The organism is Mitsuaria chitosanitabida ATCC BAA-476 = NBRC 102408 (genome assembly GCF_001598255.1).
In the GTDB taxonomy this organism is placed as follows: Bacteria; Pseudomonadota; Gammaproteobacteria; order Burkholderiales; family Burkholderiaceae_C; genus Roseateles; species Roseateles chitosanitabidus.
On record NZ_BCYP01000001.1, the window covers coordinates 18644 to 32824 of the forward strand.

At 69.5% G+C, this 14181-nt stretch carries 10 protein-coding genes; 5 read left to right on the top strand and 5 right to left on the bottom strand.

Annotated features, from left to right (window positions below; all coding sequences use genetic code 11):
* The first annotated feature begins 6 nt into the window (after window positions 1–6).
* From MCHT01_RS00075 to MCHT01_RS00085, 3 genes are read left to right on the top strand one after another with little or no spacing between them, the layout of a single operon-like run.
* On the top strand, window positions 7–1050 hold the full coding sequence (locus MCHT01_RS00075; protein ID WP_084451531.1) for a branched-chain amino acid ABC transporter permease: 1044 nt from the start codon (window positions 7–9) through the stop codon (window positions 1048–1050).
* 10 nt (window positions 1051–1060) lie between these two features.
* Window positions 1061–2134 carry a branched-chain amino acid ABC transporter permease gene (locus MCHT01_RS00080; RefSeq protein ID WP_067060685.1) on the top strand — a complete coding sequence of 358 codons (1074 nt, stop codon included), beginning with the start codon at window positions 1061–1063 and terminating at the stop codon, window positions 2132–2134.
* Window positions 2131–2976 carry an alpha/beta fold hydrolase gene (locus MCHT01_RS00085; RefSeq protein ID WP_245643108.1) on the top strand — a complete coding sequence of 282 codons (846 nt, stop codon included), beginning with the start codon at window positions 2131–2133 and terminating at the stop codon, window positions 2974–2976. The genes MCHT01_RS00080 and MCHT01_RS00085 overlap by 4 nt, the downstream gene beginning before the upstream one ends.
* Before the next feature lie 9 nt (window positions 2977–2985).
* Here MCHT01_RS00085 and MCHT01_RS00090 read toward each other — a convergent pair whose 3' ends face one another.
* From MCHT01_RS00090 to MCHT01_RS00100, 3 genes are all read right to left on the bottom strand, one after another.
* Window positions 2986–3210, bottom strand: a complete 225-nt coding sequence (locus tag MCHT01_RS00090; RefSeq protein WP_148661315.1) for a hypothetical protein — start codon at window positions 3208–3210, stop codon at window positions 2986–2988.
* Window positions 3211–3247: 37 nt separating this feature from the next.
* On the bottom strand, window positions 3248–3466 hold the full coding sequence (locus tag MCHT01_RS00095; RefSeq protein ID WP_067060695.1) for a hypothetical protein: 219 nt from the start codon (window positions 3464–3466) through the stop codon (window positions 3248–3250).
* Window positions 3467–3671: 205 nt separating this feature from the next.
* Window positions 3672–4145: a response regulator gene (locus MCHT01_RS00100; protein ID WP_245643119.1), complete on the bottom strand. Its 474-nt coding sequence runs from the start codon at window positions 4143–4145 to the stop codon at window positions 3672–3674.
* Window positions 4146–4540: 395 nt separating this feature from the next.
* Here MCHT01_RS00100 and uvrA point away from each other — a divergent pair, with 395 nt between their 5' ends.
* Window positions 4541–10177 (top strand): excinuclease ABC subunit UvrA, encoded by a 5637-nt coding sequence (gene uvrA, locus MCHT01_RS00105; RefSeq protein WP_067060700.1) that lies wholly within the window; start codon window positions 4541–4543, stop codon window positions 10175–10177.
* 79 nt (window positions 10178–10256) lie between these two features.
* Here uvrA and MCHT01_RS00110 read toward each other — a convergent pair whose 3' ends face one another.
* Both MCHT01_RS00110 and MCHT01_RS00115 read right to left on the bottom strand, forming a co-directional pair.
* Window positions 10257–10550, bottom strand: a complete 294-nt coding sequence (locus tag MCHT01_RS00110; RefSeq protein WP_067060704.1) for a hypothetical protein — start codon at window positions 10548–10550, stop codon at window positions 10257–10259.
* Between the two features lie 65 nt (window positions 10551–10615).
* The gene (locus MCHT01_RS00115; protein WP_218017841.1) at window positions 10616–11197 is read right to left on the bottom strand and encodes a hypothetical protein; all 582 of its coding nucleotides are present in this window, start codon (window positions 11195–11197) and stop codon (window positions 10616–10618) included.
* A gap of 221 nt (window positions 11198–11418) precedes the next feature.
* Between MCHT01_RS00115 and MCHT01_RS00120 the strand changes: the two genes are divergently transcribed.
* A complete protein-coding gene (locus MCHT01_RS00120) occupies window positions 11419–14112 on the top strand; it encodes a S9 family peptidase (RefSeq protein ID WP_067060706.1) in 2694 nt (897 codons plus the stop codon).
* Window positions 14113–14181 lie beyond the last annotated feature (69 nt).

Genomic DNA, 14181 nt, shown 5'->3' on the forward strand with positions numbered 1-14181 from the left:
GCAACGATGGCGACGACCACACCGACCCCAAGCATCACGAGCACCGCGGCGGGAGCCTCCGACCCGGTGCCGAAGACGCGCTTCGACCTCATCCCGCTGCTGCTCATCGTCGCGGTCGCGCTCGTGGCGCTGCCGCTGGTGGGCTCGGCGACGAGCTGGGCCACGCTGACGCTGGCCGGCCTGGCCATGGGGCTGATCATCTTCGTCATCGCGTCCGGCCTGACCCTGGTCTTCGGCCTGATGGACGTGCTGAACTTCGGCCACGGCGTGTTCATCGCGCTGGGCGCCTTCGTCGCGACCACGGTGATGGGCGCGATGGGCGGCTTCGTGGCCAGTCCCTCGCTGGTCGCCAATCTGGTCGCTGTCGGCGTCGCGGCGCTGACCGGCATGGTGGCCGCCGCCGCGCTGGGCCTGGTCTTCGAGCGCGTGCTGGTGCGCCCCGTCTACGGGATGCATCTCAAGCAGATCCTCATCACCATGGGCGGGATGATCATCGGGGAGGAACTGATCAAGCTGGTCTGGGGCGCGCAGATGATCCCGCTGCAGCCGCCCGAGTCGCTGCGCGGCGCGCTGTTGATCGGCGATGTCGCGATCGAGAAGTTCCGGCTGCTGGCGGTGGTCGTGGGCCTCGCGGTCTTCGTCGCGCTGCTGTGGCTGCTGAACCGGACCAAGCTGGGCCTGCTGATCCGCGCCGGCGTGCAGGACCGCGAGATGGTCGAGAGCCTGGGCTACCGGATCCGGCGGCTGTTCGTGTCGGTCTTCGTCGCCGGCTCCGCGCTGGCGGGCCTGGGCGGCGTGCTGTGGGGGCTCTACCAGCAGAGCGTGATCCCGCAGATCGGCGCGCAGGTCAACACGCTGCTGTTCATCGTCATCATCATCGGCGGGCTGGGCTCGACGCTGGGTTGTTTCGCCGGGGCGCTGCTGGTGGGGCTGATGGCCAACTACTGCGGCTTCATCGCGCCGAAGGCGGCGCTGTTCTCCAACATCGCGCTGATGGTGGCCGTGCTGCTGTGGCGGCCGCAAGGCCTCTATCCCGTGAGCCAGCGCTGAGGACCCGGCCATGAACGCGCTCCGCTCCCTCCTGTCCCACGACCTGCCGCGCAGCCGACTGCTGGCCGCGCTGCTGATCCTCACCGTCGTCGCCCTGGCGCTGACGCCCTTCGTCTTCCCCGGCACGCGCGCGCTCAATGTGGCGGCCAAGATCCTCGTGTTCATCGTGCTCGCGGGCAGCTACGACCTGCTGCTGGGCTACACCGGCATCGTCAGCTTCGCCCACACCATGTTCTTCGGCATCGGCGCCTACGGCGTGGCGATCGCGAGCTCGCGCATGGAGCCCGGCTTCGCGGCGCTCGCCATCGGCGTGGGCGGCGCGCTGGTGCTGTCGCTGCTGCTGGCGCTCGTGATCGGGCTGTTCTCGCTGCGCGTGAAGGCGATCTTCTTCGCGATGATCACGCTCGCGGTCGCGGCGGCCTTCCAGGGCCTGGCCTCGCAGCTGTCGGACTTCACCGGCGGCGAGGACGGCCTGAACTTCCGCCTGCCCGAGCTGCTCTCGCCCTCGACCGAGTTCCTCGAGGAACCCTTCCTCGGCGTCAGCGTCGACGGCCGGCTGCTGAGCTACTACCTGCTGTTCGTAGTGGCCGTGCTGCTGGTGCTGGCCTTGCTGCGCATCGTCAACTCGCCCTTCGGCCGGGTGCTGCAGGCCATCCGCGACAACGACTTCCGCGCCGAGGCCATCGGCTATCGCCTCGTCACCTACCGGACCCTGTCGACCTTGCTGGCCGCGGTCTTCGCGACGCTGGCTGGCGCGCTGCTGGCGATCTGGCTGCGCTACAACGGGCCGGACACCTCGCTGTCCTTCGAGATCATGCTGGACATCCTGCTGATCGTCGTCATCGGCGGCATGGGGACCCTCTACGGCGCGGTCATCGGCAGCGCGCTGTTCGTGCTGGCGCAGAGCTATCTGCAGGACCTGATGCGCGTCGGCGCCACGGCCGTCGACGGCGTGCCGGTGCTGTCGCAGCTGATCGCGCCGGAGCGCTGGCTGCTGTGGCTGGGCGTGCTGTTCGTGCTGGCCGTCTATCACTTCCCGAACGGACTGGTCGGGCGTCTGCGGCAGTGGAGGAGGGGATCTTGAAGTCGACGTCGAACTATCTGCGCTGCGAAGGGCGCGAGCTCCACTACATGGCCTGGGGCGACCCGGCCGCCGAGCCGGTCATCGCCTGGCACGGCCTGGCCCGCACCGGGCGCGACATGGACGAGCTGGCGGCCCACCTGTCGCAGTCGGGGCGCTATCACGTGATCTGCCCGGACACCATCGGACGGGGGCTGTCGCAGTGGAGTCCGGATCCGGACGCCGAGTACTGCCTGCCCTTCTACGTGAAGCTGGCGACCTCGCTGGTCGATCAGCTGGGGCTGCCTTCCTTCCATTGGGTGGGCACCTCGATGGGGGGCGCGATCGGGCTGCTGGCGGCGGCCACCACGCTGCGGCAGCGGATCCGGCGGCTGGTGCTCAACGACATCGGCCCGGAGCTGGCCGAGCCCGCGGTGCAGCGCATCCGCAGCTACGCCGGCAATCCGGCGGCCTTCGACACGGTGAGCGAGCTGGAGCAGTACTTCCGCCAGATCTACGCGCCCTACGGCTGGATCAGCGACACGCAATGGCGGCGGCTGACGGAGAGCTCGGTGCGGCGGTTGCCGGACGGGCGGGTGACGCCGCATTACGACCCGGCGATGGTGCGGCAGTTCTTCGTCCATCCGGACGACTACAAGCGCTGGACCGAGTGGGACTCGCTGAGCCTGCCGGTGCTGTGCCTGCGCGGGGAGACGTCCGATCTGCTGCTGCCGGAGACGGCCGAGCAGATGCGGGTGCGGGGGCCGCGGGCGGTGGTGGTCACCATCCCCGGCTGCGGCCATGCGCCGGCGCTGAACGCGCCGGCGCATTTCTCGGTGGTGGAGCGGTTTCTCGAAGGCGGGTGAGCGCGCGCATCAGCGCTTGATGAGCCAGCCGAGGACGCCGCCGAAGGCGGCGGTGAGCGTTGAACTCGCCCACCAGCGATCCTCCTGCGTTGAGCAAGACGCCGTGAGGATGTAGATGCTGAAGCTCACCAGGGTGATCAGGACCAGCAAGCTGACGAAGAGCAAGGACAGGTCTCGTACCCGCCGCGCCGTGGCGTCGGCGGCGGTCTCGGGAGGAGCGATGGCGGCGCGCATCTCATGGTTGCCGGGGAGGGCCTCTGGAAGCGCCATCTCAGTACCCCACGATCTCATGCGCCAGAAGGGCCTTGCGATCCTGCTCGATGAACCCGAACGCGGCGCCATCGCGCATCCGGCGACGGATGTCGAAGTACACGCGAAGGGCCTGCTGGACCACCTGCGCATCCGTGCGGTTGTCCTCCAGCGCGACCAGATGGATCTCGGCTTGAAGGCGCTCGCTCGGCTGATACGACTGGATCGAAAAGGGATACATGCGGCACTCCTGACGATGAGCGCCCGGACATCGGGCGCGATCGCAAAGTGAAGCACGCGTCCCCGGCAGACGCCAATTCGGCGATGGGGGATCTCGCCAAGGTCTGCGCTAGATCAAGGCGCCGACGCCACAGTCCCATGGGGGAGCGGCTCCCTCCTGGGAGCGAGGCGTCGTGCGGAGGACGATCGGCCTCGCCGATCGAGGCTCAGTCGTTGAGCTGCGGCAGGTCCAGCCAGCGCGCCAGGCGGCGGCGCAGGGTGAGGAAGTCCAGCGGCTTGGTCAGGTGCTCGTCCATGCCGGCCTTGAGGCTGTCCGCCACGTCGCTGTCCAGCGCGTGCGCCGTCAGCGCCAGGATCGGGAAGCGCGGAAGACGGCCCTGGGCCTGTTGCTCGCGCAGGCGGCGCGCGCATTCCAGGCCGTCCATGCCCGGCATCTGGATGTCCATCAGCACCAGGCTGGGGGCGGCGCGCTCGCATTGGTCCAGCGCTTCCTGGCCGTTCCGGGCCAGTTGCGTCTTCAGACCCATCAGCGCCAGGAACTCCAGTGCCACCACCTGATTGATCGGGTTGTCCTCGACCAGCAGGACGAAGGCTTCTCCCGGCGCCGGGCGCTGGCCCGAGACGCCTTGATCCGGGACCGCGGCCGGCGGCGAGGATTTCGCGGACGCGTCCGACGTCATCAGGACCAAAGTGGTCTCGGTGTTTCGATGGCCGTCGTTTCTGTCCATGTCGCTTGTCGTCCCGCGCCGTGTCCGGCTACGGGTAATCCCTTAAAGAAGTCGCTCGGGCGGTGAGCCGGTGTTGCACCTCGGCGACGGGGTCCATTGTTGCCGCAGGCTCGCAAGACTAGCAAGTGTGCGGAAGTCATCACTCGGTGGCCTTGACAAGAGGTAGCCGAGGCCCCACCGAACGGTCTCGGTTTTGCATTTCCTTACCACTATGTCTCTCCGGACGCCGCCGCTCGTGGCTCGCCCGACGCCGGGGACGTCTTGTCCGCTCCTGCCAGTCCGTGGCGCCACCGCTCCCTAGAATGACCGCCCACTGCCTTTTTTGAGCCTCCGAGCCTGACACCCACATGTCCGACGCCGATATCCGCATCCGGGGCGCCCGCCAGCACAACCTCAAGAACCTCGACCTGGACCTGCGCACCGGGGAGTTGACGGTGGTGACCGGGCCCAGCGGCTCGGGCAAGTCCAGCCTGGTCTTCGACACGCTCTACGCCGAGGGCCAGCGCCGCTACGTGGAGACCTTCTCCGCCTACGCGCGCCAGTTCCTGGACCGCATGGACCGCCCGGCGGTCGACAAGGTCGAGGGCGTGCCGCCCGCGATCGCCATCGACCAGACCAACCCGGTCCGCACCAGCCGCTCCACCGTCGGCACGATGACGGAGCTCAACGATCACCTGAAGCTGCTGTTCGCGCGCGGTGCGGCGCTGTTCGACCGCGAGACCGCGCTGCCGGTGCGCCACGACACGCCGCAGACCATCTATGCCGAACTGATGGCGCGCACGAAGGACGGCGACCCGCGTCTGGTGCTGACCTTCCCCGTCGAGCTGCCCGAATCGGTCAGCGCCGGCGAGGTCGAGCAGTGGCTGTCCGCCTCCGGCTTCACCCGCGTGCAGTCGGAGCGCGTGGTCAACGGCCGCAAGGTGCTGGACGTGGTCGCGGACCGCTTCCGCATGCAAGGCGTCGAGCAGTCGCGCGCGATGGAGGCCATCGAACTGGCGCTCAAGCGCGGCAGCGGCCGCCTGACGGTCTACGTGCTCAGCACCGAAGAGGGCGTCGAGCCCGCGCTGTGGCGCTACTCGACGGGCCTGCACTGCCCCGAGAGCGACATCCGCTATGCCGATCCGCAACCCGCGCTGTTCTCGTTCAACTCGGCCATGGGCGCCTGCGAGACCTGCCGCGGTTTCGGCCGCGTGATCGGCGTGGACCTGGGCCTGGTGATTCCCGACGAGCGCAAGACCCTGCGCGGCGGCGCGATCAAGCCCATGCAGACGCCGGCCTGGAAGGAGTGCCAGGACGACCTGCTGAAGTACGCCGGCGACGCGGGCATCCCCCGCGACACCGCCTGGAACCAGATGACGCAGGCGCAGCGCGACTGGGTCATCGAGGGCAGCCCCAACTGGAACGGCAACTGGAACAAGCAGTGGTACGGGGTGCGTCGCTTCTTCGATTACCTGGAGAGCAAGGCCTACAAGATGCACATCCGGGTGCTGCTGTCCAAGTACCGCAGCTACACCGAGTGCCCGTCCTGCCGCGGCGCGCGGCTCAAGACCGAGGCGCTGCTGTGGCGCATCGGCTCCAAGCCGCTGGCCGACGCCGCGTTGCCGGCCGAGCTGCGCTTCCTGCCTGAAGGCGTGACGTGGACCCGCGCCCAGCTCGAGGCGCTGCCCGGCCTGTCCGTGCACGACCTGATGCAACTGCCCATCCATCGGCTGCGCCGCTTCATGGATGAGCTGCAGCTGCCGGGCTCGATGCTGGACGAGGCCCTGAAGCTGCTGCTGGACGAGATCCGCAACCGGCTGAAGTACCTCTGCGACGTGGGCATCGGCTACCTGACGCTGGACCGCCAAAGCCGCACGCTCTCCGGCGGCGAGGTGCAGCGCATCAACCTGACGACGGCGCTGGGGACCTCGCTGGTCAACACGCTGTTCGTGCTGGACGAGCCCAGCATCGGCCTGCATCCGCGCGACATGAACCGCATCGTCCAGGCCATGCAGCGCCTGCGCGACGCGGGCAACACGCTGGTGGTCGTCGAGCACGATCCCGCCGTGATGCTGGCGGCCGACCGCCTGATCGACATGGGTCCCGGTCCCGGCCAGCAGGGCGGCCAGATCGTCTTCGACGGCACGCCCGAGCAGATCCGCGCGGCGGACACGCTGACCGGCTCCTACCTGGGCGCGCGCAAGCATGTGGGCATGGGCCTGAAGCGCGTCGTCGAGGAGAGCACCCCGCGCCTGATCCTCGAGGGCGCGCGCGAGCACAACCTCAAGAACGTCAGCGTCGAGTTCCCGCTGCAGCGCATGGTCGCGGTGACCGGGGTGTCGGGCTCGGGAAAGAGCACGCTGATGCAGGACGTGCTCTATCCGGCGCTGGCGCGCTGGTTCGGCCAGGCCACCGAGGCGCCCGGCGCGCATGACCGGCTGCTGGGCGCGGACTGGCTGGCCGACGCGGTCTTCGTCGACCAGTCGCCCATCGGCAAGACGGCGCGTTCCAACCCCGCGAGCTACGTCGGCGTGTTCGACGAGATCCGCAAGCGCTTCGCCGAGGCGCCGCTGGCCAAGGAGCGCAGCTACGGCGCCGGCATGTTCAGCTTCAACGCGGGCGACGGCCGCTGCCCGACCTGCGGCGGCTCGGGCTTCGAGCATGTCGAGATGCAGTTCCTGTCCGACGTCTACCTGCGCTGCCCGGACTGCGACGGCAAGCGCTTCCGCGCCGAGATCCTGGAGGTCAAGCTCGAGCGCGCCGGCCGTCAGCTGAGCGTCTCCGACGTGCTGGACCTGACGGTGGCCGAGGCCATCGGCGTCTTCGGCGCCGACCGCGAGGTGCTCAACAAGCTGCAACCACTGTCCGATGTCGGCCTGGACTACCTGACGCTGGGTCAGCCGGTGCCGACGCTGTCGGGCGGCGAGGCGCAGCGGCTCAAGCTGGCCGGTTACCTGGCCGAGGCGGCCTCCAAGCCGCGCCAGGCGACGGCGACCAAGGGCACGCTGTTCCTGTTCGACGAGCCCACGACGGGCCTGCACTTCGACGACATCGCCAAGCTGATGCGCGCGATGCGCAAGCTGCTGACGGCGGGCCACTCGCTGATCCTGATCGAGCACAACCTGGACGTGATCCGCGCCGCGGACTGGGTCATCGACCTCGGCCCCGAGGGCGGCGAGGACGGCGGCCTCGTCGTCGCCACCGGCACGCCGGAGCAGCTCAAGGATCACCCGACCTCGCACACCGCGCAGGCGCTGCGCGAGTACGCGCTCGAGATGGACCGCGCGCCGGTCAAGGTCGCCGAGGGCAAGCCCTTGCAGTCACTGCTGCGCCGCCCGCGCGCCACTGACGAGGCGATCCGCATCGTCAACGCGCGCGAGCACAACCTGAAGTCGGTCGACGTCAGCATCCCGCGCGGCAAGTTCAACGTGGTGACCGGGGTGTCGGGCTCGGGCAAGAGCACGCTGGCCTTCGACATCCTCTTCAACGAGGGACAGCGCCGCTATCTGGAATCGCTGAACGCCTATGCGCGCTCGATCGTCCAGCCGGCGGGCCGGCCCGAGGTCGACGCGGTGTGGGGCATCCCGCCCACCGTGGCCATCGAGCAGCGCCTCTCGCGCGGCGGCCGCAAGAGCACGGTCGCGACGACGACCGAGGTGTGGCACTTCCTGCGCCTGCTCTACGTGAAGCTGGGCGTGCAGCACTGCGCGCACGACGGCACGCCGGTGAAGCCGCAGAGCATCGAGGCCATCGCCGCGCAGCTGCTGCGCGACTACAAGGGCCAGCACATCGGCCTGCTCGCGCCGCTGGTGGTCAACCGCAAGGGCGTCTACACCGATCTGGCGAAGTGGGCCAAGCAGCGCGGCCACACGCACCTGCGGGTGGACGGCGAGTTCCTGCCCACCAGCCCCTGGCCGCGCCTGGACCGCTTCAAGGAGCACAGCATCGAGCTGCCGGTGGGCGACATGGTCGTCGTGCCGGAAGCCGAGGCCGAGCTGCGCGAGTTGCTGGCCAAGGCGCTCGATCACGGCAAGGGCGTGGTGCACGTGCTGGCACCGCTGGAAGGCCTGCATGACGCGCTGCGCAATGCCAAGCCCACGCGCGGCATCGGCGCGCTGCGGGTGTTCTCGACCAAGCGCGCCTGCCCGCAATGCGGCACCAGCTATCCGGAACTCGATCCGCGGCTGTTCAGCTACAACTCCAAGCACGGCTGGTGCGGCACCTGCGTGGGCACCGGTCTCGCGCTGACGCGCGAGCAGCGCAAGGCGCTGGACGACAGCCAGCAGGACAAGGACAACCGCGGCCGCGAGCAGAGCTTCCCGGCCGAGGAGGCCGAGATCGAGGACCTGAGCGACCAGCCCTGCCCGGATTGCCACGGCTCGCGGCTGAATCCGGTGGCCCGCGCGGTGACCTTCGAGCAGGAGACCATCGCCGCCGTCGCGTCGTGGAGCGTGACCGAGGCCCGCGAATGGATCGCCAGTCTGGCGCTGACCGGCCGCGACGCCGAGATCGCGCGCGACGTGGTCAGCGAGATCCGCGGCCGGCTGGAGTTCCTCGAGGAAGTGGGGCTGGGCTATCTCACGCTGGACCGCGCGGCGCCGACGCTCTCGGGTGGCGAGGCGCAGCGCATCCGCCTGGCGGCGCAGCTCGGCAGCAACCTGCAGGGCGTCTGCTACGTGCTGGACGAGCCCACCATCGGCCTGCACCCGCGCGACAACCAGATCCTGCTCAAGGCGCTCTCGACGCTGGGCGACAAGGGCAACACGCTGGTCGTCGTCGAGCACGACGAGGACACGATCCGGCGCGCCGATCACATCATCGACATCGGTCCGAGCGCGGGCAAGCGCGGCGGCCGCGTGATCGCGGAAGGCTCGGCGGCGGACATCGCCCGGAACCCGGAATCGCTGACCGGCCGCTTCCTGTCGAAGCCGCTGGTGCACCCGCTGCAGGCGCGCCGCGAGATGGTCGCGGACGCGCCCCGGCTGACGGTGCTCGACGCGACGCTGCACAACCTGCGCGGCGTCACCGTGGACGTGCCGCTGCACCGCCTGGTGGCGATCACCGGGGTGTCGGGCTCGGGCAAGTCGACGCTGGCGCGCGACGTGCTGCTGGCCAACATGGCCGCGGCCGTGCCGCTGCGCCGCGCGCCGTCCAAGTGGATCGGCTGCGACGCGATCGAGGGCCATCAGCAGGTGGACCGCGTGCTGGAAGTCGACCAGACGCCGATCGGCAAGACGCCGCGCAGTTGCCCGGCGACCTACATCGGCTTCTGGGACGCGATCCGCAAGCTCTTCGCCGAGACGCTGGAGGCCAAGGCGCGCGGTTACGCGCCGGGGCGATTCAGCTTCAACACCGGCGAGGGCCGCTGCCCGGGCTGCGAGGGTCAGGGCATGCGCACCATCGCCATGAGCTTCCTGCCCGACGTGAAGGTGCTGTGCGACCAGTGCCATGGGCAGCGCTTCAACCCGGAGACGCTGGCCGTGACCTGGCGCGGCAAGAGCATCGGCGAGGTGCTGCAGATGGAGGTCGACGAGGCGGTGGAGTTCTTCGCCGCGATGACGTCGATCGCGCATCCGCTCAAGCTGCTGCAGGACGTGGGCCTGGGCTACCTGACGCTGGGCCAGCCCAGCCCGACGCTGTCGGGCGGCGAGGCGCAGCGGATCAAGCTGGTGTCGGAGCTGGTCAAGGTGCGCGACGACGTCACGCGCCGCGGCCAGAAGCCGCCGCACACGCTCTACGTGCTGGACGAGCCGACCGTGGGCCTGCACATGGCCGACGTGGAGAAGCTGATCCGCGTGCTGCACCGGCTGGTCGACGGCGGCCACAGCGTGGTCGTCATCGAGCACGACCTGGATGTGATCGCCGAGGCGGACTGGGTGCTGGACCTGGGACCGGAAGGCGGCTCGGCGGGCGGGCGCGTCGTCGCGCAAGGGCGGCCGGAGTCGCTGGTCGAGCTGGGCACGCACACCGGCCGCGCGCTGGCGCCGGTGCTGGCGCGGCGCTGATCGCACCAATGAAGACGGCCTCGAGAGAGGCCGTCTTCATGTGGGTTCAGTCGCGGTGGGCGGGAGACTCGGGCGCCGCTCAATGCGGCTTGCGGCGCTGGCGCTGCTCGAAGTCGTCCCCGTGATAGACGTTGCCGTCCCAGGTGCCGGAGCGGTTCTTGGCGCGGGCGATCGCGTCGAGGGCCGCATCGTGGGCGGCGCGGCGTCGATCGCGGGAATTGAAGCGGCCACGCAGGCCGAAGGAGAAGCCGGATCCGCGTCGTCGCCGCATCCAGGCGCGCCAGGCCGCCTGATGGCGGCGGGGCAGGGCCATGTCGATGGCCAGCAGGATGCAGACCAGCAGACCCAGGGCGGCGATGGCTTTGACGAACATACGTCGGCGTCGTGAATCACGCCTTGCTGGCGTGTAAGGCGCCGACTATACGCGAGCCCGTCGGCTCAGTCGCGGTGATGGTGGCCGCGATCGCCGCGGTCGCCACCCCGGTCGCCGCGATCCCCGCGGTCGCCTCGGCGATCGTCCCAATCCCGGCGGTTGCCGTCCCAGCCGCGACGGTCGTCCCAGCCGCGGCGGTCGTCGCGGTGATCGTGCCAGTCCCGGCGACCTTCCCAATAATCGCGGCGCGGTTCCCAGCGCGGGGGCGGGGGCGGGGCGTAGACCGGATAGGCGACCGGACGGCCGTAGTAGGCCGGCGCGTAGGTCCGGGCATACCAGTCCTCACGGACGAAATAGACCTGGCGGCCGCAGGCGCCGTAATAGGCGCAGTGGTGCGACCAGTTCCGGTAATGGCCGGGCGGGACGCGCAGGTACAGGGGAGGGGCGGGGGCGTAGACGCGCTCGACCATCATCGGCTCGGCGTAGATCACCGAGGGGCGGACGTTGCCGACATCGATCCGGCCATAGAAGCCGGGCTGGCCCACGCTGATGGACACGCCCACGTCACCGGCGAAGGCGGACGGGGCCGCCAGCGCGGCGGCGGTCAGCGCCGCGGCGCCCAGGAGTCGATGGATCAGTTGCTTCATACGGAGCCCTTTGTCATTGCATGCCGTTCGTCATGGTCCGGGACCGGTGCGCCGTGCCGGAGGTCACGGTGGCGGGCCGGGAAACGGCAGTTCCTAGGGAAAGTATGGAGGGTTAACGCGCGCTTGACGGATCCGGTGGACGTGTCAGCGGTAAGCGTTTGTTGGCCCGATCCCTAGAATCCCGCGTCCCCGCAGCACCCCGCGGGGCGTGGAGCAACGATTTGAAGCAATGGATCCTGACTTCCCTGGCGCTGGCGACCCTGGCGACCGGGCTCGGTGCCAGCGAAGGCTCGCTGGCCCAGACCGCCGCCGCGCCGGCCAAGGCCGCCCCGGTCGCCGTCGCGAACCGCCCGTTGACGCTGGAACAGCTGTTCCGCGCCGAGCCCTATCGCGGCGAACCCGCCAAGGACATCAAGTTCAGCGCCAACGGCCGCTACCTCGCCTACCTGTGGAATCCCTTCGGCGAGCCCGGCAGCGACCTGTACGTGCATGACACGCAGACGGGGCGCACGGTCCGCCTGAGTTCGCCGACGCTGATGGCCGTCGTCGAGACGCCCGAGAACCTGGACCGTTACGCGAAGAAGCTCCAGCAGAAGCGCGACGAGCAGACCGAGCGTCAGGCCAAGGAAGAGGCGCAGGCCGCCTACCTGCGCGGCGAGACCGTCGATCTGGAGCAGTGGGAGCGCAAGGCGCTGGCCGAGCTCAAGGTCGAGCTGACCGAGCGCAAGGCGCGCGAGGACGCCCGCAAGGCCGCCGAGAAGGCCGCCTGGGGCGCGGAGTCCGCCGCCTCCGCGCCGGCCGCGCCCGCTTCCGGCGCCTCGGCGCCCGAGGCGAAGAAGCCGGCCAAGGATCCCAAGGACATGGCGCTGTGGGAGCTGCGTGACGAGCTGAAGAAGAAGCTCGCCAAGGACAAGCTCAAGCCGCAGGACCTGTACCCCGGCGTGTCGCAGTTCGTGTGGGCCTCCAAGGGCGACGAGCTGGTCTTCAGCTACCGCGGCCAGCTGCTGCGCTGGAAGGCCGGCGCCGAGCGCGCCGAGCCGCTGCTGGCCACGGGCCGCACGCTCAAGCCGGTCGGCTACTCGCCCGACGACCAGTCGCTGATCGTCCAGGACGAGACCCGCGTGCTGCGCGTGCGCCTGGCCACGGCCGGCATCGAGGTGATCAACCGCGAGCTCTTCAATCCGGACGACGAGGACCGCAAGTTCCGCATCGCCCAGACCACGCTGAGCGAGGACGGCCGCTGGATGGCGCTGGCCGCCAACGCGCCGCTGGTCGGTGCCGACGGCAAGCCGCTGCCCAAGGCCGGCCGCCAGGTCGAGATCATGAATTACAGCGAGCGCTTCGCCACCGCGAAGAAGGTCCCGCGCGAGGTCTCCGACGACAAGCGCGGCGAGGAATCGCTGGCCCTCTACATCCGCAAGGTGCCCGCGCCCGGCGCGGCGCCCGAGCGCCAGCCCGAGCCGGTGTTCACGCACCCGGGCGGCGACAGCTGGTTCGAGATCTCGCCCGTCGTGTGGGCCCGTGACGGCAGCCACTACGCCTTCACGACCTTCGAGCGCGAGAAGGACCTGTACCGCGCCTACCTGGGCAAGCCCGGCGCGGCCAAGCCGGAGATGGTGCTGGAGCGCCGCGCGCCCATCCACCACGAGCTGGTCAACGTGATGACGCCCAGCTTCACGCCCGACAACAAGCAGCTGGTGCTGATCCTGGCCGACAACGGCTGGCGCCAGCCCTATGCGATGAGCCTGGCCGCCGGCGCCGACCGCTCGGTCACGCCGCTGGTCAAGGGCGAGTTCGAGGCCTTCCAGGTGCTGGGCTTCACGCCCGACGCGAAGTCGATGTTCGTGGTCTCCAACAAGGATGACTACGCCGCGATGAACGTCTGGCGCGTCGAGCTCAAGGACGGCGCGATGACCGCGCTGGGCCGCTCGCCCGACTACCACCGCGCCGCCGCGGTGGCGCGCAACGGCCAGTGGGCCGCGGCCGTCGCCGGCAACTGGGGCGAGCGTCCGGAGCTCAAGCTGCTCAAGGGGCAGCCGGGCAAGTCCGGCGCCGAAGCGGGCAAGACGCTGACGCAGAGCAACGACCCCGCCTGGGCGCAGGTCGACGTGCTGCGTCCCGAGCGCTTCAGCTTCAAGAACCGCCACGGCGACATGATCCCGGCCTACGTGTTCAAGCCGCTGGGCTGGGCCCCGTCGGATCAGCGTGCCGCCATCGTCTACACCTACGGCGGTCCGCTGAATGATCGCCACTCGGTGGAGACGGACAGCTTCCAGCCCACCGGCTACCTGTTCGGCATGTACATGGCCGCCAAGCACGGCTACGTCACGGTGACGGTGGACCCGCGCGGCCACTCGAACTACGGTGAGAAGTTCGCCGATGCCAACTGGGAGAAGCCGGGCGCGCCGCAGACCGAGGACCTGGAAGACCTGGTGGCCTACATGAAGGCCAACCTGGGCGTGGACGCCTCGCGCATCGGCCTGAACGGCTGGAGCTTCGGCGGCTTCCAGACGCAGTACACGATGTACACGAAGCCGGACCTGTTCGCGGCCGGCATCGCGGGCGCGGGTCCGACGGAATGGGAGAACTACAACAGCTGGTACTCGGGCCGCACGATCGGCAAGGTCGACCGGAGCAAGCCGGTGCTGCGCAAGTACTCGCTGCTGCCGCTGGCCAAGAACCTGAAGAAGCCGCTGCTGCTGGTGCACGGCATGCAGGATCCCAACGTGCTGTACCAGGACACGGTCAACGTGTACCGGGCGCTGCTGGAATCGGGCAAGGAAGGGCTGGTCGAGCTCTTCCTGGATCCGGACGGCGAGCACGGCCTGGGTGGCGCGGTGAAGGCCGTCGGCTGGCATCGCAAGTACGAGGCCTTCTGGCTGGCCCATCTGGGTCCGGCGCAGCGCAAGCCCTGACCCTCGGGCGTCTTCGACGCCCTGCCACGAACAGCCCGCGTGCGTCAGCCGCGGGCTGTTGTCATTGGG

What these genes read in the sequence shown, in the direction of transcription:
- MCHT01_RS00075 (WP_084451531.1), top strand. Translation starts at nt 7, where the DNA reads ATGGCGACGACCACACCGACCCCAAGCATCACGAGCACCGCGGCGGGA.
- MCHT01_RS00080 (WP_067060685.1), top strand. Translation starts at nt 1,061, where the DNA reads ATGAACGCGCTCCGCTCCCTCCTGTCCCACGACCTGCCGCGCAGCCGA.
- MCHT01_RS00090 (WP_148661315.1), bottom strand. Translation starts at nt 3,210, where the DNA reads ATGCGCGCCGCCATCGCTCCTCCCGAGACCGCCGCCGACGCCACGGCG.
- MCHT01_RS00095 (WP_067060695.1), bottom strand. Translation starts at nt 3,466, where the DNA reads ATGTATCCCTTTTCGATCCAGTCGTATCAGCCGAGCGAGCGCCTTCAA.
- MCHT01_RS00100 (WP_245643119.1), bottom strand. Translation starts at nt 4,145, where the DNA reads ATGACGTCGGACGCGTCCGCGAAATCCTCGCCGCCGGCCGCGGTCCCG.
- uvrA (WP_067060700.1), top strand. Translation starts at nt 4,541, where the DNA reads ATGTCCGACGCCGATATCCGCATCCGGGGCGCCCGCCAGCACAACCTC.
- MCHT01_RS00110 (WP_067060704.1), bottom strand. Translation starts at nt 10,550, where the DNA reads ATGTTCGTCAAAGCCATCGCCGCCCTGGGTCTGCTGGTCTGCATCCTG.
- MCHT01_RS00115 (WP_218017841.1), bottom strand. Translation starts at nt 11,197, where the DNA reads ATGAAGCAACTGATCCATCGACTCCTGGGCGCCGCGGCGCTGACCGCC.